This is a genomic window from bacterium Scap17, from assembly GCA_013376735.1.
GTDB lineage: Bacteria > Pseudomonadota > Gammaproteobacteria > Pseudomonadales > Halomonadaceae > Cobetia.
On record VINJ01000001.1, the window covers coordinates 2,260,751 to 2,286,911 of the forward strand.

Annotated in this window: 21 protein-coding genes; 16 read left to right on the top strand and 5 right to left on the bottom strand. The window is 60.9% G+C overall.

Going from position 1 to position 26,161, the window contains the following annotated elements:
• Positions 1-244: 244 nt before the first annotated feature.
• Entirely contained in the window at positions 245-1,267 is a 1,023-nt protein-coding gene (locus FLM52_09700) for a patatin (GenBank protein ID NVN56062.1), read from the top strand.
• A 51-nt stretch (positions 1,268-1,318) separates the two neighbouring features.
• On the opposite strand, the gene FLM52_09705 is transcribed toward FLM52_09700, so the two are convergent.
• Positions 1,319-2,284 carry a permease gene (locus FLM52_09705; GenBank protein ID NVN56063.1) on the bottom strand — a complete coding sequence of 322 codons (966 nt, stop codon included), beginning with the start codon at positions 2,282-2,284 and terminating at the stop codon, positions 1,319-1,321.
• A 199-nt stretch (positions 2,285-2,483) separates the two neighbouring features.
• On the opposite strand from FLM52_09705, the gene FLM52_09710 reads away from it, so the two are divergent.
• Both FLM52_09710 and FLM52_09715 read left to right on the top strand, forming a co-directional pair.
• Positions 2,484-2,810 carry a helix-turn-helix transcriptional regulator gene (locus tag FLM52_09710; protein NVN56064.1) on the top strand — a complete coding sequence of 109 codons (327 nt, stop codon included), beginning with the start codon at positions 2,484-2,486 and terminating at the stop codon, positions 2,808-2,810.
• Positions 2,811-2,898: 88 nt separating this feature from the next.
• Positions 2,899-4,095, top strand: coding sequence for a hypothetical protein (locus tag FLM52_09715; GenBank protein ID NVN56065.1), 1,197 nt, complete (start codon positions 2,899-2,901; stop codon positions 4,093-4,095).
• Between the two features lie 52 nt (positions 4,096-4,147).
• Here the strand turns inward: FLM52_09715 and FLM52_09720 are convergent, their stop codons facing one another.
• Positions 4,148-5,662, bottom strand: a complete 1,515-nt coding sequence (locus FLM52_09720; GenBank protein NVN56066.1) for a PLP-dependent aminotransferase family protein — start codon at positions 5,660-5,662, stop codon at positions 4,148-4,150.
• Positions 5,663-6,125: 463 nt separating this feature from the next.
• Between FLM52_09720 and FLM52_09725 the strand changes: the two genes are divergently transcribed.
• From FLM52_09725 to FLM52_09765, 9 genes are all read left to right on the top strand, one after another.
• Positions 6,126-7,550, top strand: coding sequence for an amino acid permease (locus FLM52_09725; GenBank protein ID NVN56067.1), 1,425 nt, complete (start codon positions 6,126-6,128; stop codon positions 7,548-7,550).
• Between the two features lie 154 nt (positions 7,551-7,704).
• Positions 7,705-9,198, top strand: a complete 1,494-nt coding sequence (locus FLM52_09730; GenBank protein ID NVN56068.1) for an NAD-dependent succinate-semialdehyde dehydrogenase — start codon at positions 7,705-7,707, stop codon at positions 9,196-9,198.
• Between the two features lie 138 nt (positions 9,199-9,336).
• Complete coding sequence (gene gabT / locus FLM52_09735) at positions 9,337-10,608, top strand: 4-aminobutyrate--2-oxoglutarate transaminase (GenBank protein ID NVN56069.1); 1,272 nt, start codon at positions 9,337-9,339, stop codon at positions 10,606-10,608.
• 333 nt (positions 10,609-10,941) lie between these two features.
• Positions 10,942-12,366: an amino acid permease gene (locus tag FLM52_09740; protein NVN56070.1), complete on the top strand. Its 1,425-nt coding sequence runs from the start codon at positions 10,942-10,944 to the stop codon at positions 12,364-12,366.
• A complete protein-coding gene (gene mmuM / locus FLM52_09745; protein NVN56071.1) occupies positions 12,356-13,360 on the top strand; it encodes a homocysteine S-methyltransferase in 1,005 nt (334 codons plus the stop codon). Before FLM52_09740 ends, mmuM begins: the two co-directional genes overlap by 11 nt.
• A 311-nt stretch (positions 13,361-13,671) precedes the next feature.
• Complete coding sequence (locus FLM52_09750; protein ID NVN56072.1) at positions 13,672-14,325, top strand: DsbA family oxidoreductase; 654 nt, start codon at positions 13,672-13,674, stop codon at positions 14,323-14,325.
• Between the two features lie 178 nt (positions 14,326-14,503).
• A complete protein-coding gene (gene rihA / locus FLM52_09755; protein ID NVN56073.1) occupies positions 14,504-15,445 on the top strand; it encodes a pyrimidine-specific ribonucleoside hydrolase RihA in 942 nt (313 codons plus the stop codon).
• Between the two features lie 94 nt (positions 15,446-15,539).
• Positions 15,540-17,249: a GMC family oxidoreductase gene (locus FLM52_09760; GenBank protein NVN56074.1), complete on the top strand. Its 1,710-nt coding sequence runs from the start codon at positions 15,540-15,542 to the stop codon at positions 17,247-17,249.
• Between the two features lie 154 nt (positions 17,250-17,403).
• Positions 17,404-17,631 (top strand): glutaredoxin family protein, encoded by a 228-nt coding sequence (locus tag FLM52_09765; GenBank protein NVN56075.1) that lies wholly within the window; start codon positions 17,404-17,406, stop codon positions 17,629-17,631.
• Between the two features lie 291 nt (positions 17,632-17,922).
• Here FLM52_09765 and FLM52_09770 read toward each other — a convergent pair whose 3' ends face one another.
• The 3 genes from FLM52_09770 to FLM52_09780 all read right to left on the bottom strand — a co-directional run bounded on the left by FLM52_09770 (position 17,923) and on the right by FLM52_09780 (position 20,784).
• Positions 17,923-18,285, bottom strand: a complete 363-nt coding sequence (locus FLM52_09770) for a hypothetical protein (protein NVN56076.1) — start codon at positions 18,283-18,285, stop codon at positions 17,923-17,925.
• Positions 18,286-18,621: 336 nt separating this feature from the next.
• Positions 18,622-19,614: an IS30 family transposase gene (locus tag FLM52_09775; protein ID NVN56077.1), complete on the bottom strand. Its 993-nt coding sequence runs from the start codon at positions 19,612-19,614 to the stop codon at positions 18,622-18,624.
• A gap of 504 nt (positions 19,615-20,118) precedes the next feature.
• Positions 20,119-20,784: a GntR family transcriptional regulator gene (locus FLM52_09780; protein NVN56078.1), complete on the bottom strand. Its 666-nt coding sequence runs from the start codon at positions 20,782-20,784 to the stop codon at positions 20,119-20,121.
• A 423-nt stretch (positions 20,785-21,207) separates the two neighbouring features.
• Here FLM52_09780 and FLM52_09785 point away from each other — a divergent pair, with 423 nt between their 5' ends.
• The 4 genes from FLM52_09785 to madM all read left to right on the top strand — a co-directional run bounded on the left by FLM52_09785 (position 21,208) and on the right by madM (position 25,887).
• Entirely contained in the window at positions 21,208-22,677 is a 1,470-nt protein-coding gene (locus FLM52_09785) for an MCD, Malonyl-CoA decarboxylase MCD (protein ID NVN56079.1), read from the top strand.
• 100 nt (positions 22,678-22,777) lie between these two features.
• Positions 22,778-24,337 (top strand): malonyl-CoA synthase, encoded by a 1,560-nt coding sequence (locus FLM52_09790; protein NVN56080.1) that lies wholly within the window; start codon positions 22,778-22,780, stop codon positions 24,335-24,337.
• Between the two features lie 295 nt (positions 24,338-24,632).
• Positions 24,633-25,115, top strand: coding sequence for a malonate transporter subunit MadL (madL, locus tag FLM52_09795; protein NVN56081.1), 483 nt, complete (start codon positions 24,633-24,635; stop codon positions 25,113-25,115).
• 10 nt (positions 25,116-25,125) lie between these two features.
• On the top strand, positions 25,126-25,887 hold the full coding sequence (gene madM, locus FLM52_09800) for a malonate transporter subunit MadM (protein NVN56082.1): 762 nt from the start codon (positions 25,126-25,128) through the stop codon (positions 25,885-25,887).
• The last annotated feature ends 274 nt before the right edge of the window (positions 25,888-26,161 follow it).

The window sequence follows — 26,161 nt, forward strand, 5'->3', positions numbered from 1 at the left end:
TCTCTTCTTTTCTCTTCTCTTTCCGCCTCCCCCCTTGTCTTGTCTTCAGTGCCTCGCTGGCCTGTCACCTCTGCTCTCACTGCCAGTATCAGGCCCTGCTGTTTGTCCGCATCAGTCATTTCAGTCGGCTGAAAGCCAGTGGCCTCTCTATTCTGAAAGCAGCCACAGGCGTTCTTTGCGGATAGCGGCCACAGGCATTGCCTGTGGACAGGACTGAGCATTACCCGCTCTGCAGGAGGCAAGCATGTCCAAGCTGATTCTTTCACTGGATGGCGGCGGCATACGCGGGGCGGCAACCGCGCAATTCCTGATGCGTGTCGATGCGACACTCAGAAATGACCACCAGACCAGTCTGCGTGAGCAGGTCAATTTCTATGCGGGCACCAGTACCGGCAGCCTGATCGCGCTGGCGCTGGCCACCACCAACATGAGCCTCGAGGACATCAACGGGCTCTACAGCGTGACCAGCGCCAGGCAGATCTTCGCCGACAACCGCGGCTGGTTCGAACTCGATGGCATCAATGCGCCCAAGTACGAGGCCAAGGGCAAGAGCGCAATGCTCAAGAAGCATCTCGGCCAGGCCAAGCTCAGGGATGTCCCCGCTGGCAAACAGGTGCTTGTCGTCACCTACGGGATCGAGAGACGCCGCCCGCATGTCTTGAAGTCGAGCAAGCGCGAGCATCACAAGCTGCTGGCCTGGCAGGTCGCGGACGCCTCCAGCGCGGCGCCCACCTACTTCCCGACCCGCGACATGAAGCTGGGGCCGGACAACGAGCAGACCTGGCTGATCGATGGCGGCGTCATCGCCAACAACCCCACCATGTGTGCCATCGCCGAAGCCTGTCGCCTGTGGCCGCATGAGCCGCGACGCGTGCTGTCGATCGGCACCGGAACCCGCACGCGCAAGGTCAATGGCCCGGATTCACAGCACTGGGGCGCAGTGCAGTGGGTACTGGAAGGCAGCCTGATCGACGTGCTCTCCGATGAGAAGGTGGTCGGCTATCAGGCCATCACCCTCTCGCCGCCGGGCAGCTACATCCGCGTCAATGCCGAGATGCGCCCACAGCCCGGGATGCTCAAGGCGCCTGATGACGCGATGGATGACATCAGCCCCACCAACATCAAGCATCTGAAGGCCATGGGCGATTTCTGGTTCGAGCAATACGGTGACGCCGTGGTGGCCCTGATCACCGACCGCTATCAAGGGCCGTCGCTGGATCGCATCGACCCACTCACCGGCCGGCCGCAAGCCTATCAACCCGAATGATCTTCTCTCGAACGCCAGCCGCTGGAACGCCAGGCGTCAGCACAGCAGCGGTCAGAACAACAGATAGGTGGCGTAACCGGCGATCATCGCCATCGCGAAGATCACCGTCACGAAGGCCAGGATCAGCTTGATACCGAACAATGAGCGCAGCAGCACCAGCTCGGTCAGGCTGGCGCCCGCACTGCCAATGATCAACGACAGCACCGTCCCCGCCCCCACGCCCTTGGCCATCAATGCCGAGGCCAGCGGAATCACCGCTTCCGCGCGAATATAGAGTGGCACGCCGATCACCGCCGCGACCGGAATGGCCAACGGGTTGCTCGGGCCGGCGTACTGCACCAGCAGCTCCGTCGGCATGAAGCCATAGATGACACTGCCGATGGCGATGCCGATCAACAGATACGGAATCACCTTCACGAAGTCATTCCAGGCCTCACGCACCAGGCCGTGATAACGCCCCTCGGGCTTGCGCGTTGCCTCCGAGACCACCGCCGCCCCACAGCTGCTGGTACTGGCGACGTCTGAACCACGACCGCCGGTGGCTTGCTCCTTGATGCCACAGCTCGAGACGTCCTGCACCTTGTCCTGGCGGATGAAGCGCTCGAACCCCAGCGCCTGCAGCAACCAGCCCGCCCCCAGTGCCACGCCCAGCGCGGCCGTCACATAGACGGCGGTGAGTCTGGCGCCGAAGGTGGCCAGCAACAGGCCGATGATGATCGGGTTGAGCAGCGGTGATGAGAACAGGAAGACCATCATCGGCCCGAAGCCGGCGCGGGCACGGATCAAGCCCTTGAGCATCGGAATGGTCGAGCAGCTGCAGAATGGCGTGATGGCACCAAGGCCAGCGGCCATGAAGTAACTGCTGCGGCGACTGGCGCTCAGCAGCGCCTCGACCCGGGATGGCGGGATATGTCGCTGCAACACCCCGACCAGCAGGCTGATCAACAGGAACAATACCGAGAGTTCTACCGCCAGGAAGGCAAACATGCCCAGGGCGTCGTACAGTGAGTCAGACATTGCATACCTCTAAATTGCCAGGCCCTACATACCAGGATGTATATTTCCAGAACTTTCGCTCCCAACCTCTATATTTCTAGAAACATGGAAACGATGCAAAGCCTAGATTGCAGCTCACGCTTGTGTCAACTATAATTCTAGAAATATCGAAACATATGCTTTCACCTCCTCAGACGACACGCTTAACAGGATGACTGCCATGGAACATGATGCCGCTGCCGCCAGCCTTGCCGAGTTGGGCAACCCTCACCGCCTGGCGATCTTCCGCTTTCTGGTGAGGGCCGGCTTCGACGGTGCCACGGTGGGCAACATCCAGCATGCGTTGGAAATTCCGGGCTCCACGCTCTCGCATCACCTCAGTCGCATGGCCGCCGTCGGCCTGATCACCCAGAAGAAACAGGGGCGCAGCATCATCTGCGTGCCGCAGTACGGGCACCTGCAGGCGGTGATCGAATTTCTGTGCAACGAGTGCTGTATCGGGCTCGAGGAAGAGGTCGTGCCTGCGCTGGATGCTGACCAGGAGTGATGATCAAGCGCTTCGGGCGTCGCAAGACGCCTGTCAGCGATTTTGCTACCCTGCGCTGCCGAGCAGTTTGATCAATCGAGACCCTTGCATGCCCAAAGCGCCTGATGATTTCCCCATCCCTTCCCTGCGCGCCTGGCTGGTCGGGCTTGGCCTGACGATGACGACGTTGGCCGCCTCGCCGGCACTTGCTGCACAGGACATGGATTACGACCAGCCGGAAGCCTTCGCCACCCTGAAGAAGGCGGTCAGCTATTTCGATGAAATGGATACCTTGCCGGAAGAGGCATGGATCAGCCGCGATCAAGCGTCTGCGCGCAGCGATATGGACGAGATGATCGAGGAAGCCATGCAGGCCCTCGACGTGCCACAACTCTCGACACTGCGCAGCACCTATCGCCAGGTCGAGGAGAAGATTCGCGAATCGCGCAGCGAGATTTCCGAGTTGAAGGAAAAGCGCATCCTCGCGCCGGACACCGATGTCTCGACGCTGACGCGCCTCACGCCCACCGATACCCTGCGCGAATTCACCGCCAGCACGCGCGGCGATTATGATCTGCTGATCGCCGCGCATGAGAAGAACATCGCCGCCTATCTGGGCGAGCTGACCACGCTGGAAGGCAAGCTGGCCGCGCGACTCGAGGAGATTGGCATCACCCTGACGCCGGACCAGGTCCAGGTGTGGCTGTCCTCGGTAGTCGGCGATGATGTACTGACCATGAGTGTCGTGTTCGCCAGCATCAAGTCGGTGGCTCAGCAGCTCGCGGAGCTGACCCGCGACAGCGGCGAGAACCTCGACTACGCGCGTCGTTATTACGGCATGGTCGTCATGCTTCACCGCATGATCGTGACCATGCAGCAGGACTTCATCACGCGCGTGAATGATGAGGTATTGCCGCAACTGCAAGGCTTCGCCGACGAAGCCGAGGCCACCACGCGAGAAGCCCACACGCTGATCAAGCAAGGCGGATCCCGCGAGAGTCTCGAGAACAACATCCGCGCCAATGCGCTGACGCTCAAGACGATCAACCTGTATCGCTCGCTGGTCACCGAGCAGCGCGACCGGGTCACAACCTCTCTGACCAAGAGCCAGCGCGAGCTTGCGGTGGCGACCAATACCTATCGCACCGTCAAGCTCAGCGCCCACGTCGCCGACCTGATCCGCCAGGGCGTCAAGACCTTCGACACCTTGGCCGGCCTGCAGGTACCGGTCGCCACCAGCTTCGAGAACAGCGCCATGCGCGAGGAATTCCGCAAGCTGACCGAGCGCATGCAGCAGGCAAAATAACGCCCGCAACCGGTGTCGATACCACGCCTTCGCCGGTCCGGCGAAGGCGTTTTCAGTTGTGCCGCCGAATATCCCGCATGCTCAGGATGCTCTCCAGGGTGCGCCTCAGACGCGCCACCTCACTGACCAGACTCTCGCCCGCCAGCATGCCGACTCCCAGCACCAGTCCGCGCCGCGAATCCTCGCCGCTGCAGACCATGCTCAGTGGCCGTACGATCAGATGCTCCTTGACCATCAGCTGCGCGACGCGCTGATCGTCGATCTCCGGGGCGAACTGCACGCACAGGCTGATACCCCGCGATGGCGGCGAGACACTGATGATCCCTTTCACCTGACTCAGCTGGTCGTGCACCACCTGCTGCCGACCGAGATAATCGCGCTGGATACGCTGATACCAGGCATCGAGGTCGCCATCGGCGATGAACTGCGCCAACACCGCCTGATCCAGCATGCGCCCTTCACGAAACACCTCGCTGCGCAGGCGGTTCATCGGCCCGGCCAGTGCGCGCGGCACCACCAGATAGCCCAGCCGCAGCCCGGGAAACATCAGCTTGGAGAACGACCCCACCAGCAGGCGACTGCCGGAATCGGGATCAAACAGCAGCTCACCGTGATCATCACCGCTGAACTCGTAATCATCCTCGAGGATATAGGCGGGCTGACAGGCCTCGCACAGTCTCTGCTTGTCACGCCGCGAGGTGGGCACACTCAGCGGATAGTGATGCGAGCCGGTGAAGTAGGCGATCTGCACCGGCCCGTCGCCAAGCGAGGTGAGATCGTGTCCTGCCTCACTTGTCGTATCGCTCACCGGCCGCCAGGGAATCTGCCGGGTCTCGAGGCCCGCGGCCAGAAAGACATTGCGCGCGCCCCAATAGCAGGGTGATTCCATCACCACCCGCTGCCCGGCATCCGCCAGCGCCAGCGCGCACAGCTCGATGCCGTGGTGGGTGCCCTCGGTGATGATGATCTGCTGGGTATCACAGTCGATGTTGCGCCAGCGGCGCAGAAAATCGCGGATCTCACGCTTGAGCGGACCATAGCCGCCGCTGGAGTAGGACAGCAGCAGCGCGTTGTGCGGCACCGTGACGCTGGCATACAGCTGACGCCACTTGCGCATCGGAAAGCGCGCGATGTCCGGAATGCCCGGCACGAAGGCACCACTCTGGATCAGACTCGCCCCTTGCCCGCCCAACACCTTGCGGGCCCGAGCCGACAACGGCAGCGGTGCCGGTGCTGCCCCCGCCGCGCCTGCTCCTGACTCCGCCGACCCGAACTCCCCCGACCCCGCGCTGGCCCTGCGCGCATGGGGGCGACGCGTCCAGGTGCCCTGACCCTGGCCGGTGTGCAGATAGCCCTCCTCGATCAGCGACTTGATCGCCAAGGCCAGCGTATTGCGCGCCACTCCCAGCGCCTCACACAGCTTGCGATGCGGCGGCAGTCGCGCACCCAGCGGCCATTGCTCACGAATCACCTCGAGCAATGCCTGCTCCAGTCGCACCTGCTTGCCCAGCGTCTCGGACTGGCGGCGATAAGATTCGATCAGCGGCTCAAGCGCGGCCAGTTCCATCCCGGTCTCCCGTTGCCCTTGTCGTTGTCGTTGTCGTTGTCGTTGTCGTTGTCGTTGTCGTTGTCGTAGTGCTGTCACGCAGCTTCCCGAGGTCGTCCAACCCCGCCAGTCACTCGCTTGACAGGCGGCGCGCAGCGCCCATTCAGCCCTGATTATCCGCAGCCCCTGCCGATTGGTCCAGTCAAACGCAAAATTGGTCTATTCGCCATCGGGCATGGCACTGGTAGCGTGTGTTTCAGGCGTTGCCTACTGACTGATGCTCACAGCGAAATGATTGCTGAACCGCTCCTGGCTCCCCCTTTACAGGAGCGACCTTTCAGCAAGCATCAGCCAGCGACAGGACTGTCATTACTTCTCGTTCATGCCAGCAAGCTTTGGATTTGAAATTGAGAAGAGCGCACGGGACATCAGCAGGAAACGGCTTCGCTTTATAACAAATTCCAAGATCGATTTGAGTATTCCAATGAATAACAGTACTCCCCCTGCAGAACAGCTAGTCAGAGTCCTTGCGCGTGGCGACGTCCTGGCACTTGCCTTTGGCGCCATGGTCGGTTGGGGCTGGATCGTCCTCACCGGCGGCATGATTCAGGATGCCGGCAGCGTCGGTGCCATCATCGCCTTCATCATTGGCGGCATCGCCGTCGTCCTGATCGGTCTGACCTATGCAGAACTGGCAGCAGCCATGCCCAAGGTGGGAGGTGAGCATGTCTACAGCTACCGGGCCATGGGGCATTTCTCTTCCTTTCTGTGCACCTGGACCATCATTCTCGGCTATCTGAGCGTGGTGTCCTTCGAGGCGGTGGCATTGCCCACGGTCATCGAGAACCTCGCGCCCAACTATGCCGTTGGCCACATGTGGACCATCGCCGGTTGGGATGTGAAGGCGACCTGGGTGGCTGTCGGTGTCGGCGGCTCGCTGGCCATGATGGCGATCAACTATGTGGGGATCACCACTGCCGCACTCCTGCAGAAGGTTGTCACAGGCGTGATTCTGATCGCCGGCGTCCTGTTCGTGACCGGCGCCTTGTTCGAAGGTGATGTCGCCAACATGACACCGCTGTTCATCCAGTCCGAAGGCGGCGTGGTGGCAGGCATCATCGCGGTGCTGGTACTGGTGCCTTTCCTGTTCGTCGGCTTCGACGTCATTCCGCAGGCCGCAGAGGAAATCAATCTGCCCTACAACGCCATCGGCAAGGTGCTGATGATGTCCGTGGTACTGGCCGTGGTCTGGTATGCGCTGATCATCCTGGCCACCAGCATGGCACTGGACCATGACTCCCTGCTGGCAAGTTCACTGAGCGTGCCGGATGCCATGCAGGCGCTGTTCAACACGCCATGGGCCAGCAAGCTGATGATCCTTGCAGGTATCGCCGGCATCATCACCAGCTGGAATGCCTTCTACATCGGTGGCTCTCGCGCAATCTATGCCTTGGCACATGCCGGCATGCTGCCGGCCGCCCTCGGCAAGCTGCACCCCAAGCACAAGACGCCCACCAATGCGGTACTGCTGATCGGTCTGCTGTCCTGCATCGCGCCTTTCTTCGGTCGTCCGGCACTGGTGTGGATAGTCGATGCGGGTGGCCTGGGTATCGTCATCGCCTATCTGTTCGTCGCGATCTCGTTCCTGATCCTGCGCATTCGCGAGCCTGACATGCCGCGTCCGTTCCGTGTCCGCCACGGCAAGCTTTGCGGTGTGCTGGCCATCCTGCTGTCCTTCGGCATGGCCTGCCTGTATCTGCCGGGTAGCCCTTCCGCGCTGACCGGCACCGAATGGCTGATCTTCGGCGCCTGGATGGCACTGGGCCTGGTGATGTACGCCATCGCCCTCAAGCAATTCGGCCGTGAATACAGCGACCGTGTCATGGCCCCCGCTTTCACGGCGCAGTAAACACGCAATAACTACACCGCTGGGCAGTCTGTTCCGCCTGCCCAGCCATATCGACTCAGTGATATTCGAGCCGACTCGAGAGCAGCTGAAGCCTCTAGCGACATGCTGCTCACTCCAGAATGACCTGCACGCCAGAACGCCAGAGGAGCTTCACATGTCCCGTTCCGCCCTCCCGATCAGCGACTTCCTGAAGCGCTACGTCAACTCGGAAACCAGCAGCGACGTCTTCGTCCCGGCGCTGATCGGTACCGAGCACCGCGAGACCGGCACCACCTTCAACGTGACCAATCCCGCCACCGGCGAGCAGCTGGCGCGTGTCGCCGAGGTCAGCGCCGATGACACCCGTGACGCCGTCGCCGCGGCCGAGGCCGCCGGCAACGCCTGGAAGAAGGTGCCGGTGAAGGAGCGTTCCGCACTGCTGCGTCGCTGGTTCGATCTGGTGCTGGCGCACCGGGAAGACCTCGCCCAGCTGATGACGCTGGAACAGGGCAAGCCGATGGCGGAGTCGCGTGGCGAGGTGACCTACGGTGCCTCCTTCATCGAATTCTTCGCCGAAGAAGCCAAGCGCATGGCCGGCGAGACCCTGCCGTCCCACGGCGCCGACAAGCGCCTGATGGTGCTGCGCGAGCCGATCGGAGTGGTAGCCGCGATCACGCCGTGGAACTTCCCGTTGGCGATGATCACCCGCAAGTGCGCCCCGGCGATCGCCGCAGGCTGCGCGGTAGTCATCAAGCCGGCCGAAGCCACGCCGCTGACCGCACTGGCCTTGGCGGACTTGGCGCTGGAAGCCGGCTTGCCGAAGGGCCTGATCAGTGTCGTCACCGCCATGAAGCCGATCGCCATCGGGGAAGTGCTGACCACCGATCCGCGCATCCGCAAGGTGTCCTTCACTGGCTCCACCCCGGTGGGCAAGACGTTGATGGCGCAGTGTGCCTCCACCGTCAAGAAGACCGCGATGGAACTGGGCGGCAACGCACCCTTCATCGTCTTCGATGATGCCGACCTGGATGCGGCCGTCGATGGCGCCATCGCCTCCAAGTTCCGCAACGCCGGCCAGACCTGCGTGTGCACCAACCGCTTCCTCGTCCAGGACGGTGTCTACGACGCCTTCGTCGAGAAGCTCGCGGCACGTGTAGAGAGCATGCAGGTCGGTGATGGCCTGGTCGAAGGCAACACCATCGGCCCGCTGATCAATGACGCGGCGGTCAGCAAGGTGCAGAGCCACGTCGATGATGCCGTGAGCAAGGGCGCGCGCCTGGTCACCGGCGGCAAGAAGCACGCTCTCGGTCACAGCTTCTTCGAGCCGACCGTGCTGGCCGATGTCACCACCGACATGGTCGTCGCGGAGGAAGAAACCTTCGGCCCGCTGGCGCCGGTGTTCCGCTTTGGCAAGGACGAGGAAGCCATCGCGATGGCCAACGACACCCCGTTCGGGCTGGCCGCGTATTTCTACGCCAACGATTACCGTCGTATCTGGCACACGCTGGAAGCGCTGGAATACGGCATGGTCGGCGTCAATGAAGGCCTGATCTCCACCGAACTCGCCCCCTTCGGTGGCATCAAGGAATCCGGTCTGGGTCGCGAAGGCTCGCACCACGGTCTGGAAGAGTTCACCGAGCTGAAGTACGTCTGCATCGGCGGCCTCTGATGTTGTGAAGACGCCTCGCGACGATGCCTCGGGGGACGTCTCGCGACGTTATCCCACCACGTTTACAAGACAACGGTGGCATGGCCCGCACTATGCCACCGGCAACAAGAAAAGGAGCCTGACATGAGCCACTCTCAGCTGAGCAACGAACAACTCGACGTCCTCAAGCACAAGTACGTCGCCAAGGGTGCCGTCACCGCCACACCACAGTTCGCCGATACCGCACTGAACGCGGAAATCTGGGACGCGGATGGCAATCGCTGGATCGACTTCGCGGGCGGTATCGGTGTACTCAACCTGGGTCATCGTCATCCGAAGGTCGTCGCCGCCGTCAAGGCGCAGCTCGACAAGGTCATGCACACTGCCGCGGGCGTCATCTCCTACGCGCCGTATGTGCAACTGAGCCAGAAGCTGGCCGAGCTGACGCCGGTACGTGGCCCGGAACGCAAGACCCTGCTGGTCAACTCCGGCGCGGAAGCGGTCGAGAACGCCATCAAGATCGCGCGTGCCGCCACCGGACGCAGCGGCGTCATCACCTTCGACGGCGCCTTCCACGGCCGCACCATGATGACCCTGGCGATGACCGGCAAGGTGCTGCCGTACAAGAACGACTTCGGCCCGATGCCGGGTGACATCTTCCGTGCGCCCTACCCGAACCCGATTCACGGCATCAGCGAAGAGCAGTCCCTGAACGCCATCCGCACCCTGTTCAAGACTGACATCGCACCGCATCGTACTGCGGCCATCGTCATCGAGCCGGTACAGGGCGAAGGCGGCTTCTACATCGCCTCACCCAGCTTCCTGACCGCCCTGCGTGAGCTGTGTGACGAGCACGGCATCCTGCTGATCGCCGATGAAGTGCAGTCCGGCTTCGCACGTACCGGCAAGCTGTTCGCGATGGAACACAGTGGCGTCGAAGCCGACATCATGACCATGGCCAAGAGTCTGGCCAACGGCATGCCGCTGTCGGCCGTCGTCGGTACCGCCGAGGTGATGGACTCCTCCGGTCCGGGGTCGCTGGGCGGCACCTACAGCGGCAACCCGCTGTCCTGCGCCGCGGCCCTGGCCGTGATCGACGTCATTCGCGAAGAGAACATCCTGGAGCGCAGCACCCAGATGGGCGAGCAACTGGCCGCGCGTTTCGCCAAGTGGGAAGAACGCTTCGCGCATGTCGCGCACTCACGCAACCAGGGCTCCATGGCGGCCTTCGAGCTGGTGGACGCCGATGGCAAGCCAGACCCCGCCGCAACGGCGGCCGTGTGTGCCAAAGCCAAGGAGCTGGGACTGATCCTGCTGTCCTGTGGCTTCTACTCCAACTCCATCCGCGTGCTGGTGCCGTTGACGGTCGAGTCTGAAGTGCTGGAAGAAGGTCTCGACATCGTCGAGAAGGCGCTGGAAAGCCTCGCCTGATCACTTGCCTGACGCAGAACGTCTAGCGCAAGCATGTACAAAAACAGCGGCCACCTTCGGGTGGCCGTTCTGAATTTTCAACCCCTACCGAGATCAGTAATCGAGAGGTCACAAGAAAGCCCGGTCGAGAGCCCTGGATCACCACCTCGTTACCCATCTAACCATATAGCCAATCAACCCAAGCCGTCTTTTGAGGCAAATCATTGATTAAATTATGATATTCGGCGAATCCCTATCCACTCTGGCGGGTAACTGCCATGCAATACGCCATTCTGAAAGACGGCTGCCTTGACGAAGGTCTTCTTCACGGCAGCACCTCGAGTATCCCTTCCCATGTCTGACAGCAACGCCACCGACTTCAAACGCAGCATGCAGCAGCGCCATCTGGTGATGTTGTCACTGGGCGGTGTCATTGGCACCGGCCTGTTTCTCAGCTCCGGCTATACCATCCAGCAGGCGGGCCCGGCGGGTGCGGTACTCGCCTATCTGATCGGCGGCCTGGTGGTCTATCTGGTGATGATGTGTCTCGGCGAACTGGCCGTGCATCACCCGGAACCCGGTGCCTTCAGCGCCCACGCCACTCTTTATCTGGGTCCTGCCACCGGCTATACCGTGGCCTGGCTCTACTGGCTGACCTGGGCCGTGGCGCTGGGGTCGGAATTCACCGCCTCCGCCGTGTTCATGGGACGCTGGTTCCCCGGTGTCGAACCGTGGATCTGGTGCGCCATCTTCTCGCTGATCGTGTTCGGCATGAACATCGTCTCGGCGCGCTTCTTCGCCGAGTCCGAATTCTGGCTGTCGCTGATCAAGGTCGCCGCGGTGATCGTGTTCATCGCGGTAGGGGCCGCGGCCATGTTCGGCTTCACGCCCCTGGCGGGTAACGTCGAGGCGCCGGGCGTCACGCGTATCCTGCAGGAGGGGGTGTTCGATCACGGCGTGATGCCGATTCTGATGACGCTGCTGGCCGTCAGCTTCGCCTTCTCCGGCACCGAGCTGATCGGCATTGCCGCCGGCGAAAGCGAGAATCCCGAGAAGAACGTGCCGCTGGCGATTCGCGCCACCCTGTGGCGGCTGATCCTCTTCTTCATCGGCACCATCATCGTCATCGCCACCCTGTTGCCGCAGGACAGCGCCGGCCTCAAGGAAAGCCCCTTCGTAGCGGTCTTCCAGCTCACCGGCATTCCGTACGCAGCGGATATCATGAACTTCGTGATCATCACCGCGCTGCTGTCGGCGGCCAATTCCGGCCTCTACGCCGCCTCGCGCATGCTGTGGACCCTGGCGGACCAGAAGACGCTGCCGCGCGTGTTCAGCCGCGTCAATCAGCGCGGCATTCCGGTGCCCGCACTGCTGATCACCATGCTCGGCGGCCTGCTGTCGCTGCTCTCCAGCGTGTATGCCGAGGACACACTCTATCTGGCGCTGGTGTCGATTTCCGGGCTGGCCGTGGTGCTGGTGTGGATGGCGATCGCCGCCAGTCAGTTCAGCTTCCGCCGCCAGTGGCGGAAGGCCGGCCATAGTGCCAGCGAGCTGACCTACCGCGCGCCGCTGTATCCCGTCGTGCCGATTGCCGCCTTCCTGTTCTGCGCGCTGGCCTGCATCGGCATCGCCTTTGACCCCAACCAGCGCATCGCGCTCTACTTCGGCGTGCCCTTCGTGGCGCTGTGCTATCTGGTGCACTATCTGACCCATCGCACGTCTGCTGACGCCGCGAATTCTGCCAACCCGACTCCGCAGGAGGCCTTCGATGCCCGCTGATGCCACCCGCAATCCGCTGAGCGCCATCACCGCGCGAAAGCCCTTCATGATCGTCGATGGCGCCCTGGCCACAGAGCTTGAGCGTGCCGGGTTCGATCTCAACGACTCGCTGTGGTCAGCCAAGGTGCTCGCCGATAATCCGCAGGCGATCGTCGATGTCCACCGCGCCTACTTCGAGGCCGGTGCCGATGTCGCCACCACGGCCAGCTACCAGGCAACGCTTGAGGGCCTGATGGCACGCAATCTGAGCGAGACCCAAGCCAGCGCGCTGATCCAGCGCTCAGTGACCCTGGCCGCGCAGGCCCGCAGCGACTATATGGCCGCCCATCCGGAGCGCCTGGAATGCCCACCGCTGGTCGCGGCCTCCGTCGGCCCCTATGGCGCCTGGCTCGCCGATGGCAGCGAATACCGTGGCGGCTACGCGCTGGACCGCGCCGGCCTGCGCGACTTCCACCGTGCCCGCCTCGCCACGCTGCTCGATGCCAAACCCGACATTCTCGCCGTCGAGACGCTGCCCTGTGCCGAGGAAGCCCAGGCCGTGTGTGACCTGCTGCGCGATGACTTCCCCACGGCGCGTGCCTGGATCGCCTTCAGTGCGCGCAACGCCACCGAATTGAGCGACGGCACGCCGATCCGAGAGGCCGTACGCGCTATCGCCGACTGCGAGCAGGTGGTCGCCATCGGCGTCAACTGCACCGCGCTCGAGCACATCGAATCGCTGGTGCGCGAGATTCGCGGCGAGACAGATAAAGACATCGTCATCTACCCGAACTCCGGTGAGGTCTATGACCCGGTCACCAAGACCTGGTCCGCCGCCTGCGCCGTCTCAGATGCCGATGGCCATGGCTCTGAGCATGGCTATGAACACGACCACGACCTCGCCGGCTGGACACCACGCTGGCTGGCCGCCGGCGCCACGGCCATCGGTGGCTGCTGCCGCACCGGCCCGGACGACATCCGCGCCCTGGCGGATCTGCGCAAGGCGCTGAGTTGATTGAGGCCCGGGGCTGATACGAACGCTGAGTACGCCGCAGTGAACACACAGCGCTGAGCTCCAAGTACTGAACTCGAAGTGCTGAACTCCAAGCACTGAACACGAACGCCCTGTCCGGTCATGTCGCATGATCGGTCAGGGCGTTTTCAGTAGCGTCCCGCGCCCCGAATCGCTAGGATGGCAGGACACTTGTGAGCGATTGCTCAAAATCATTTCGACGTGCTTGTATCGACTTACACTTTTCGACGTGCTCTCACGGTGGTCTTCACGCTGTAGTGAAGCGCACTTGAGAGATCAGCAGGAGAATCCCCATGTCACAGCTCGATATCCAGGTCGCCTACGACGTGGTCTGCCCCTGGTGCTGGATCGGCAAGCGCCATCTCGATGACGCCATCGCGCAGCTCGACTTCAAGGATGATGTGCGCGTGAACTACCTGCCCTTCCAGCTCAATCCGTGGGTGCCACGTGAGGGCATGGCGCGCGCCGACTACCGCGCGCAGAAGTTCGGCAGTGTCGAGCGCGGTGCGGAGCTGGATGCCCAGGTGGCCCAGGCCGGCGCGCAGAGTGGCGTCACCTTCCGTCATGCTCTGATGGAGCGCACCCCCAACTCCACTGATGCCCAGCGTATCGTCTGGCGTCAGCAGTCAGCGGGCCTGGCTGAGCGCCCGATGCTGGAAGCCCTGTTCAGCGCCTACTTCCACGATGGCAAGGACGTGGGTGACCGGCAGGTGCTGGCCGAGATCGCAAGCCAGTACGATGACGACCTGAGCATCGAGCAGGCGCTGGCCTTCCTCGATTCCGACGCGGGCGAACAGGAAGTCGCCGCCCAGCAGGAAGCGCTGCGCAACGCCGGTATCCAGTCGGTGCCCAGCACCATCGTCGGCCAGTACTACGTGCCCGGCGCGCAACCGGTGGAAGTGCTGGTACAGATGCTCAACGAGGCGCGTGCCCAGCAGGCGGATTGATCTGCCACGCACTGACACCAAGCGCTGACACCGGGCGCTTGCACCAGACACGAATGCCATGAACAGACAGACGACACGCCAATGGTCAGGATGGCGTGTCGTTTTGCGTTCAGGCATAAAGGAAAGGCTGATTGAGGCAGGTCACGACAACAAGACGACTCACGACAAGGACTGCTGCATGCCGCGCCCCACCATTCTCGATTGCGATCCCGGCCACGACGATGCCATCTCGCTGATTCTGGCCCTCAGCTCAGACGCGCTCGACGTCCTGGCCGTCACCACCAGCGCCGGCAATCAGACGCCCGACAAGACGCTCAACAACGCATTGCGGGTGCTCACCCTGCTGGGCCGCCACGATATCCCGGTGGCGGGCGGTGCGCCCAAGCCATTGGCGCGTGAGCTGATCATCGCCGACAACGTGCATGGCGAAAGTGGCCTGGATGGCCCTGAATTGCCAGAGCCCGGCTTTGCCCCTGTCACCCAGAGCGCCATCGAGCTGATGGCCGAGAAGGTCCGCGCCTGTGAGCAGAAGGTCACGCTGGTGCCCTCCGGCCCGCTGACCAATATCGCGCTGTTTCTTGCCGCCTACCCTGAGCTGCACTCACGCATCGACAGCATCGTGCTGATGGGCGGCGCGGCCGGTGTCGGCAACTGGACGCCCGCCGCCGAATTCAACATCTTCGTCGACCCCGAAGCCGCCGACATGGTGTTCAAGTCCGGCCTGCCCATCGTCATGTGCGGGCTGGATGTCACCCATCAGGCGCAGATCATGGATGAGGACATCGCGCGCATCCGCACCATCGACAATCCCGTCGCCCAGTGTGTCGCCGAGCTGCTCGACTTCTTCATGATCTACCATCGCGATCCGAAGTGGGGCTTCAACGGCGCGCCATTGCATGATCCCTGCACCATCGCCTGGCTGCTGGCGCCTGAGCTATTCACCGCTGTCGATTGCTGGGTCGGCGTCGAGACGCAGGGCGAGCATACCCAGGGCATGACGGTGGTGGACCGCTATCAGCTCACCGGCAAGCCGCACAACGCCAGAGTGCTGTTCGATATCGACCGCCAGGGCTTCGTTGATCTGCTCGTCCGGCAGCTGGCGCAGCATTCCCCCCGCTAGCCCGCTCGCCAGCATCCAGAAGGCAGTCGCCCTGCCAGCGCCATGCGAGGCGCTCTTTCCTGCTGAGAGCAGCGCTTCCCTGAAGAGAGCCGCCATGTCAGACACCGATCGCCATGCCAATGACACCGCGCAGCAGACACACGCCCATAAGCACGAGCATAAGCACGGCCATAAGCACGAGCATGACTACGACTACCTCATCGTGGGCTCGGGCTTTGGCGGCTCGGTATGCGCGCATCGCCTGACCGAGAAAGGCTATCGCGTGGCGGTCATGGAACAAGGCAAGCGCTGGACACCGGACAACATGCCCCGCTCCAACTGGCGGCTGAGTCGCTGGCTGTGGCGGCCGATGCTAGGCCTGCGCGGTTTCTTCACCATGAGCTTTTTCCGCCATGTCATCGTGCTGCATGGCAACGCGGTGGGCGGCGGCTCCATCACCTATGCGCAGACGCTGCTGGTGCCGCCCGACAAGGCGTGGGACAACGGCCAGTGGGCGGGGCTCAACGACTGGCATGCGGTGATGCCGGCGCACTACGCCACGGCGAAGCAGATGCTCGGCGTGACCACCAATCGGATCATCGCGCCGGCGGATCACCACTTGAAACGCATGGCACAAGTCGCCGGCTGCGAAGACACCTGGTACCCCACCGAGGTCGGCATCTTCTTCGGCCCCGAGGGAGAAAGCGCCACGCCAGCCGCTGGTAGCGCGCATCCAGACCCCTACTTCGCTGGCGAAGGACCTGAACGAAAAATCTGCATCGGCTGCGGTGGCTGCATGATGGGCTGCCGACATGGCGCCAAGAACAGTCTCGACAAGAACTATCTGTATCTGGCCGAGAAGCACGGTGCCCAGGTGCACGCCAAGACCAAGGTGATCGATGTCGTGCCGCTCAATGGCAAGGCGGATGGGGCCGATGGCTATGCGGTGACGACGGTGCCCTCCACCTTCGCCGGCCTCTATCTTGGCTTGGGCAAGCGCCGCGTCACCTGTCAGTCCATCGTCTTCGCGGGCTCGTCGCTCGGCACCCAGGAGTTGCTGTTCCACCTCAAGGACAAGGGCTCATTGCCGAACCTCTCGAACGCGCTGGGCAAGCGGGTGCGCACCAATGCGGAATCGTTGATCAGCTGTCGCATGCCGGACAGTCCCGATGACATGTCCAAGGGCATCGCAATCGGCTCCGGCATTCATATCGATGAGCACACCCATATCGAAGCCACGCGCTATCCGGCGGGCTCCGACTTCATGGGGCTGCTGTTTACCGCGATGGCCAGGGGCAAGCCCGGCTGGACACGCCCCTTCTCGTGGCTCAAGGCCATGGCGAAGGTGGTGGCGGCCAATCCGCGCCGTGCGCTGAAATTCCAGCTGCCGTGGGGCTTCGCGAAGGAGACGATCATCTTTCTGTGCATGCAGACGGCGGATGGCCACCTCAACATGACACTGAAACGCCTGTGGTACTGGCCGCTGCGCAAGGCGCTGGTCACCGAGGGCAAGCGCATCCCCACCTTCATCCCCGAGGCGAATGATTTCGTCACGCGTGGCGCAGAGGCCATCGGCGCCATCCCCGGCAGCAGCATCCCCGAGATACTCTTCAACATCCCGACCACGGCGCACTGCATGGGCGGCGCGGCCATGGCGGCCTCCCCCGAGGAAGGCGTCTGCGATGGGCAAAATCGCGTCTTCCATTACCGCAACATGTTGATCTGTGACAGCTCGATGCTCGCCGCCAACCTGGGCGTCAATCCCAGCCTGACCATCACGGCACTGGCGGAACACGCGATGAGCCATATCCCGCGCAAGGAATGATCTGCAGGATGCGTGGTGTGGAATGTGCTGATGCAGGAAGTGCAGGTGTAGAGAGAAAGCGACGGCTGGTATCATTGCCCGCCAGCGTCTCAGGCCATCATCTAAGACCAAGTGCCTACAACACGCGGGATCGATCAACACGGGAGCAACAGCAATGAAACGGGTGTCACTCTTCAGCATGGCGAACTGCCCGCACTGCAAGACAGCCAAGCAGTATCTGGAGCAGCAGAAGATCGGCTTCCGCCTGGTGGATGTCCGCTCCCCCGCGGGACAGAAGGAATTCGCCAAGACAGGCTTTCGCAGCGTACCTGTCCTGAAAATTGGCGATCAGTTCTTGAAGGGATTCAGTGTCAAAGGCTTCAATCAGTTGTACAAAGGTTAGCTAACCAAACTTAGCGCACTCGTTCACCGAGATACACTCCAATACTCCACAACAGTCGAATGCCAGATATCATAGACATTGAATCATTAACCATATAAATGCTTGCGGTGAGACGGCAACATTTCATTAACCAAGACAGACTAAACTTCTAACTTTTCTGTCTAAACCTTAGGATGCAAGATCTCTTAATGAGCAAGAGGTTAAATTTTTTACTGTATAGCTTGAAACTTAACTCAAAGAATACTTATAAGCACGAACTTTCCTTATCTAAAGATCAGGCAAAAAATCACTTTAGGTATGCTTATATCTCTTTGCCATTATTTCTGGGTCTTCATTCATGAGAGCCCCCATTAACTCGAAATTAACGCTAGGGGATTTGGTGAGAACATTCAGCATTTCTTTATCAACACTATTCTCATATTTCAGAACACCGCCATACCTTTTTCCCACCCTCTTACTAATATACCTTTCTGCTTCCTTAGGAAACTCTTTTAAAAAGTTATCAAAACTTATAATTAAATCATCTGTTAAAGCTATAACACGCTCATTAATATCAACTATAGCTATAAGAAAAGCCACGCCGAGAGTTTCTAGAATTTCATCCTCCGATAGCTTCCTCATCATCGGTCCATCTATTTTGTCACGAAGTTTCATCCTCATCTCTTCATTCAACTCATCCCTTTTGCTCCAGAAAGTTAACAATGAATTGTAATTGTGAAACATAGCTTTAATCTTTAAAATATTGCACCAATGAGCTGATGAGTCTTTCCCAGAACTAGCTAAAAAAGATAACTCATGCATGTTCTCAGATAATTTATCAACATCAATAAGTATACTAGGGATAGCAAGTAACCGTTGAATAGGATGACTCTCTAATGTGCCAATATAATTATACTTTATCGCTATTAAATTGGACCTTGCAGACTCCGCATCCAATATTAGCTTATTGATAGAGTCGATTTTATTCTTTTCAACCTTAAGCTCCTGAATTCAAGCAATAAGCGCAGCACCTGCAGTATCCAGCCCACCTGAGTATTCCCCTAGAAACACCTGCGCCGGTGTCCGGTAGCCGAGTCGCTTTCGAGGACGGTCATTCAGCTTTTCGACCACCTTGCGTAGCTCTGCATTGCTGACCTGACGAAAATCCGTTCCTTTGGGGAAGTACTGCCGTATCAGGCCATTCGTATTCTCGTTGGTCCCACGCTGTCCAGAGCAGTAGGGATCGCAGAAGTACATCGCCGCCGTCACGGCCTTGGCCACCGCTTCGTGGCCAGCGAATTCCGATCCATTGTCCAGTGTGATCGTCTGGACCGCTCCCCGACGCGGCTTCAACAAGCGGATCATGGCTGCTTGTGTCAACTCGGCCGAGATCTTGGGCAATCGTGCCGCCAGTAAATAGCCACTGCGACGCTCGACCAGCGTGACAAGGCCTGATTGCTTGTGCCCCTGTATCACGGTATCGCCCTCCCAGTGGCCGATGAAGCGCCGGTCATCAATCTCATCTGGGCGGTGCTCGATACCGACTCGATTGGGGATCTTGCCCAACCCGGCGCTCTTGGCGTGCGTGCGGTGCTTATTGCGGCGTTTAGGCTGACGGAGATGCCGCCAAAGGTCACCACCCCGTGCCTTGTCGTCCCAGATCAAGGAGTAGATCCATTGATGACTGACACTAACGCCAGCCAAGGGCGCCATGAAGCCACTGATTTGCTGTGGGCTCCACTCCTCACGTAGCCGACCGGCAACGGCGGCCATCATGCCTGGAAGGCGCTTTGTCCACTTGTTAGCAGTGCGGCGCCGATGATCACTGAGTATCTGAGCCTGCTCGGGATCATAGCCATTAGCGGTGGCGTTACGGCGAATTTCACGGCTGATCGTGCTGCTGTGGAGGTTCAGCTCCCTGCCGATCTGGCGCTGGCTCATGCCCAAGTCATAACGGGCGTGGATCTGATATCGTTGGGTCTGGGTCAGCTGTCGGTATTCCATACTCTGCTTCACTTTGGTCGGTGAGCCGAGAAGGGTACCGGCGCTGGCCCTCCTGCCTCTACCGTGCGGTCCAAAGTGCTGCGGTTATTCTATGAATCCAGGGCTTATCTTGACTATTGAAGGCGAGGTAGGCAGCAATTGCACCGAGGGCAGCAGAGAGGAAAGGGCTAGCTAAAGGAAAAACATATTCTGAAAAAATATCGACATTTGCTCCCGTGGAATAGGACAAAGGTAAATATATTACATGCGAACTCAAGCATTCAGACAAAAGACTATAGCAACCGCTAAACTCATATCCGCTTGTCATTAACAAACCCTTTTAAAAATTAAAAAGACATATTAGCAGCGCGCAAAACATCAATATAACAGAGAAATCAAATACTAACACCTTATCATAAGAACCTATATTTATCTTTCTTAACCAACCGGAAGTCAACAATATGACACGACACTATAGTACAACACAACCAACTCTAATAATAAATAATTCACAAATGCATGCAGTTACTCAACCTCATGTAACCGCTCAATGTTCGCCACTAGATCCGTAAACCTCTCCCCCTGGATATGCACGTGATCCTTCAGCGCCTGTTCTGCAGCAGCGGCGTCGCCGGCTTCGATGGCGGCGACGATGGCTTCGTGCTCGGCGTAGGAGCTGTACATGCGGTGGCGGACGTGAAGTTGCAGGCGGCGGTAAGGCTTGAGGATGGCGTGCAGGCGCGTGGCTTCTTCGGTGAGGAAGGCGTTGTGGCTGGCGCGGTAGAGACAGTGATGAAAGAGGCCGTTCTCGTAGTAGTAACCATTGGCGTCGTCGGCTTCCAGGCGTTCACGGCAGGCGGCGTGGGCGTCCTTGAGTTCAGAAAGCTCCTGCGGGGTGATGCGCCGAGCGGCGAGCCGACCACACATGGCTTCCAGTTCTGCCATGACTTCAAAGCGTTCCACCAGCTCCGAGACGCCCAGCTGCGTCACGAAGGTGCCGCGCTTGGGCACCACCTTCACCATGCCGGAGGCGGCCAACTGCTGCAGCGCCTCGCGGATCGGCGTGCGTGAGCATTGGTACTCGCGCCCCAGCGCTTCGGGATCGAGCTTAGTGCCCGGCGGGAAGCGCCCTTCGACGATGGCATCTTCGAGCAGATCGCGAAGGCGCTGGGTGTGGGACATCTTGATCATCTTCGGCGTCCTTGTACTGTGACCTGGCGGCTGTTCTCGCTGAAGCGGTCTTGATGGGACATCGCTTGTCAGTTGCTGTGACCTTGTCAGTCACCATGAACGTGTCAGCAGCGGTGATTCTGAAAGCGACCTTCTTATTGTTGCGCCTTTGCTTTTACAGTAGAAATTGATTCACCGCTGTCACGCCCACCACCACGCGCTTCAGGCTTTGCTCCCCTGCCCTCATTGAACAGGGGATGCAGCCGCACAGGAAACTGACTTTAGTCGTGTCTAGCATCCCAAGGCTTGACGCTAGCACATCAGACGCCTATCTGTTGTATACAACAAGACGAAGCCAAATATTCAAGTCTCAGACGCCATACTGAGCAATAGACAGGAATCAGCCACCACAGCTTCGCGTCTCGCGCCTTGAGGAAGACCGCCATGAACATCAATCTGAGTTTTCTGCAGGACCTGCTGACCCATGTCGGCCAGCGTGCCCGCCAGCAGGTCGGCCTCTCGCCCGGCGCCGGCAATGAAGACACCGCCCTCGCCCGCCTGACCGAGAGCTGCCACAACCTCACCGAGAGCAGCGGTGAGGCCTCGCGCATCATGATGGCCCAGCGGGCGCTGGAGGATTATCAGCAGCTGGACCACGAGCAGCGCCTCGCCTTCTTCCGCGTGCTGGCCGAGCACTACGCCGCCGATGAAGACCGCATCCACGCCGCCTACGCCGCCTATCGCGACTCCCCGGACAACGCCAACCTGAGCACACTGTTCGCCGCCAGCGAACCCAGGCGCCAATCGCTGTTGCGCCGTCTGAACCTGTGCCCCGGCGGCACCTATGAAATCGTGCGCATGCGCGCCGACCTTCTCAAGCTCATCAAGCAGAATCCGGAGCTCAAGCCGCTGGATGCCGACTTCGCGCACCTGTTCGCCTCCTGGTTCAATCGCGGCTTCCTGATGCTGGAGGCCATCGACTGGAACACCCCCGCGGCGGTGCTGGAGAAGATCATCCGCTATGAGGCGGTGCATGCCATCCAGGACTGGAGCGACCTGCGCGGACGTCTCGACCCCGAGGACCGCCGCTGCTACGCCTTCTTCCACCCGGCCATCGGCGATGAGCCGCTGATCTTCGTCGAGGTGGCGCTGTGCAAGGGCGTACCCAACAACATCCAGCATCTGCTCGCCAACAGCGGCCAGACCACCGAGCGCGAGGCGGACACCGCCGTCTTCTACAGCATCAGCAATTGCCAGAAGGGCCTGAAAGGCATCTCGTTCGGCAACTTCCTGATCAAGCAGGTGGTGCAGGAGCTGCAGCGCGAACTGCCCAACCTCAGCCGCTTCGTCACCCTCTCACCGGTGCCCGGCTTCAGTCAGTGGCTCGAACGCGCACGTGATGAGGAAGGCCTGGAAGTCTCCGACCTGCTGGCCCATCACCTGCAGCACGATGACTGGATGAATGACGAGGAGGCCCAGCAGAAGATGGCGCCGGAGCTGCGCGCCCTCGCCGCCCATTATCTGGTCAACGTCAAGCATCGCAGCGGCCAGCCGATGGACCCGGTCGCGCGCTTCCACCTCGGCAACGGCGCCAGCCTGCATCGCCTCAACTGGCCCGGCGATACCTCGCCCAATGGCCGCCAGCAGGCCCACGGCCTGATGGTGAATTACCTCTATGAGCCGCACCGCATCGAGCAGAATCACGAGGCCTTCAGCCGCAACGACAGCGTGGTGTGCAGCAGCGAGGTCAAGAAGGAATCGAAAGCCAACAAGGAACTGGCCAAGGCGCCGAAGCGCGAGGCCAGAAAAGAAAGTGAGCTTCTGTCATCAAAAGCAGCCGAACAGCCGCCCGCGCCGAAGTCGGCTGCTGATGCCAACGACAGCAAGCCAGCGCCTGAGTCTTTGAAGGAATGAGCCGCTTGAAGAATAAGCCACTCAAAGAATGAATCGCTCGGCAGGCACGCCGCCTGCCGGAGCACGCCTCACTACAAAAACAATGCCATTGGAGCCAATGATGCCTCACGCCAACCACGACAACCTCTATCTGCAATTCGCGCGCAACTTCGATGAGCGCCCGGATGCCACCTTCCTCGACACCATCAAAGGCCACGGCTACACCTTCGCCGAGGCACGCAGCGCCGCCGGTCAGATGGCCACCGCGCTACGCGAGCTGGGCGTGACACCTGGCGACCGCGTCGCGGTGCAGATCGACAAGAGCTGCGAGACCGTCATCCTGTATCTGGCCTGCCTGCAGGTCGGGGCGGTCTATCTGCCGCTGAATACCGCCTATACCGGCGAAGAAATCCGCTACTTCCTGGGCGACGCCGGGCCGCACCTGTATGTCTGCCAGCCCAGGGTGCTGGAGACGGCGCGCGCACTGGGCAAGGAATGTGGTGTGCCACGTGTCGAGAGTCTGGGCACCGAGCAGGACGGCAGCCTGATGGTGCAGGCACGCCAGTGCAGCGCGAGCCACGAGGTCGAGCCACGCGCCGCCGATGATCTCGCTGCCATTCTGTATACCTCCGGCACCACCGGCCGCAGCAAGGGCGCGATGCTGACCCACGCCAACCTGGCCTCCAACTGCCAGGCACTGGCCGAGACCTGGCGCTTCAGCGCGGACGACCACCTGATCCACGCCCTGCCCATCTTCCATACCCACGGGCTGTTCGTGGCCTGCAATATCGTGCTGACCGTCGGCGCCTCGATGACCTTCCTGCCCAAGTTCGATGCCGAGCAGATTCTGGATCTGATGCCGCGCTCCAGCGTCTTGATGGGCGTGCCGACCTTCTACACGCGCCTGCTGGAGTCCGAGCGCCTCAACCGCGAGACGACCGCCGGCATGCGTCTGTTCGTCTCCGGTTCCGCACCGCTGCTCAGCGAAACCCACAGCGAATTCAGCGCACGCACCGGCCACGCGATTCTCGAGCGCTACGGCATGACCGAGACCAACATGAACACCTCCAATCCCTACGACGGCGAGCGCCGTCCGGGCACGGTGGGCATGGCGCTGCCCGGCAGCGAGGTGCGCGTCACCGACCGCGAGACAGGCGCCATCCTGCCGCGTGGCGAGACAGGCCTGATCGAGGTGCGCGGTGCCAATGTCTTCAAGGGCTACTGGAAGATGCCGGAGAAGACCGCCAGCGAATTCCGCGAGGATGGCTTCTTCATCACCGGCGATCTCGGCCATATCGATGCCGATGGCTATCTGTGCATCAGCGGCCGCGACAAGGACCTGATCATTTCCGGCGGCTACAACATCTACCCGAAGGAGGTGGAGCTGCTGATCGATGACATGCCCGGCGTCAACGAATCGGCGGTGTTCGGCGTGCCCCACCCAGACTTCGGCGAAGGCGTCTGCGCGGTGGTGGTGATGCAGCCCGGCCACCAGGACAGCCTCGATGAAGCGGCGGTGCTCGCCGCCCTCAGCGACAAGCTGGCACGCTACAAGCAGCCCAAGCGGGTGTTCTTCATCGACAGCCTGCCACGCAACGTGATGGGCAAGGTGCAGAAGAAACAGCTGCGCGAGGAGTATGCCGAGCTGTTCGCCCCTGAGCCAGCCCGCTCACACGGTTGAGCCAGCCCTGTCACCTTTTCCACCCCTGTCAGGCCCGACACCTGACACCCTCGTGCCACCGGCATGGCGTGACGCCATCACGTCATGCCGGTGGGTTCACTCACCCTCAAGCCCTGCAAAGGACAGACAAAAGACAGGCAAAGGACGCGCAATAGTCAGACACAAGACACGCAACGCCAGGCTAGCCAACCTGAATAAAGAGATAAGTTAAATAAATCAGATAGACGACAAGACGCCACACTGATTCACCACCACTTCACCACCACTCACCACAACAACAAGAAGGTATTACGCCATGGTGATCTACGGAGTTGCCCTGCTGGCAGGGTGCATGATGGCCGGTCTCGTGATCGGGGATCTGCTCGGAGAAATGCTCAATATCGATTCCAATCTCGGCGGCGTCGGCATCGCGATGCTGCTGCTCATCTTCATCACCGGCGTGCTGAAGGACCGCGGCAAGATGGCCGACAGCACCGCCAGCGGCATCAATTTCTGGAACGCGATGTACATTCCCATCGTGGTCGCGATGGCCGCCAGCCAGAACGTGGTCGCGGCCTTCAGTGGCGGCATGGTCGCGCTGGTGGCGGGCGTGCTGGCCGTGGTACTGGGGCTGGCCCTCGTGCCGCTGCTGACCGGCAAGCGTCCCGAGAATGCGCTGGAAGATGACCCGCTCGCCGGCAAGACCCGCTATACGCCGACCAGAACCTCAGTGACGACGGGTGCACCGGTGCTGGACCGCAACCGCCACGCTTCCTCCACGCCTGCGCACAAACTCTGAGGGCTGAACCATGATCGATTCACTCGTCCAACTGTTCGACAAGTATCATCTGGTCGCTGCCTTTGCCGTGATCGGCCTGGCGATGTATGTCGCCTACTGGATCAGCAACAACCTGACCCACGGCAAGCTGCACGGCTCCGCCATCGCCATCATCCTCGGTCTGGTGCTGGCCTATGTAGGCGGTGCGACCACCGGCGGCAGCAAGGGGCTCTCGGATGTCACGCTGTTCTCGGGACTTGGCCTGATGGGCGGCGGCATGCTGCGTGATCTCGCGATCATCGCCACCGCCTACGGGGTCAATCTCAAGGAAATCCGCCAGACCGGCTTTCGGGGTGTCGTGGCGCTGTTCGTCGGCGTGCTGATCTCCTTCATCGCCGGTGGTGGTGTCGCCATCGCCTTCGGCTACACCGACCCGGTCGATATCACCACCATCGGCGCGGGCGCGGTCACCTACATCGTCGGCCCGGTCACCGGTGCCACCCTGGGGGCCAGCTCCGAGGTGATCGCGCTGTCGATCGCCGCCGGGCTGGTCAAGTCGATCCTGACCATGGTCGCCACGCCGATGACGGCGCGCCTGATCGGGCTCGACAATCCACGCTCCGCGATGATCTTCGGCGGCCTGATCGGCACCACCAGCGGCGTCGCGGCCGGTCTCGCCGCCACCGATGCCCGCCTGGTGCCCTACGGCGCGATGACGGCCACCTTCTACACCGGCCTGGGCATTCTGCTCGCCCCGACGGTGCTGTTCCTGGCGGTACGTGCGGTGATGTAACGTTGCTCTGATAAAGACCGCTCTGAACAAGCGGCGCAGAAACAAGACGACGGCGGCATCAGCAAGGACAAAACGTCTCACGCTGATGCCGCCGTCGTGTTTTTACTGTCTAGCTGCTTCCTTTCCCATGCACGCTGTCACGCAGGCAAGCCTGATCAGCGTGGCTCCATCCCCTCGCTTGATCAGTTGGCAAGACGCTGATTATTTGGAAAGACGCTGAAACCAAAAAAGGCCACCAGATTGCTCTGGTGGCCTTTCAGGTTCTGGCACGTAT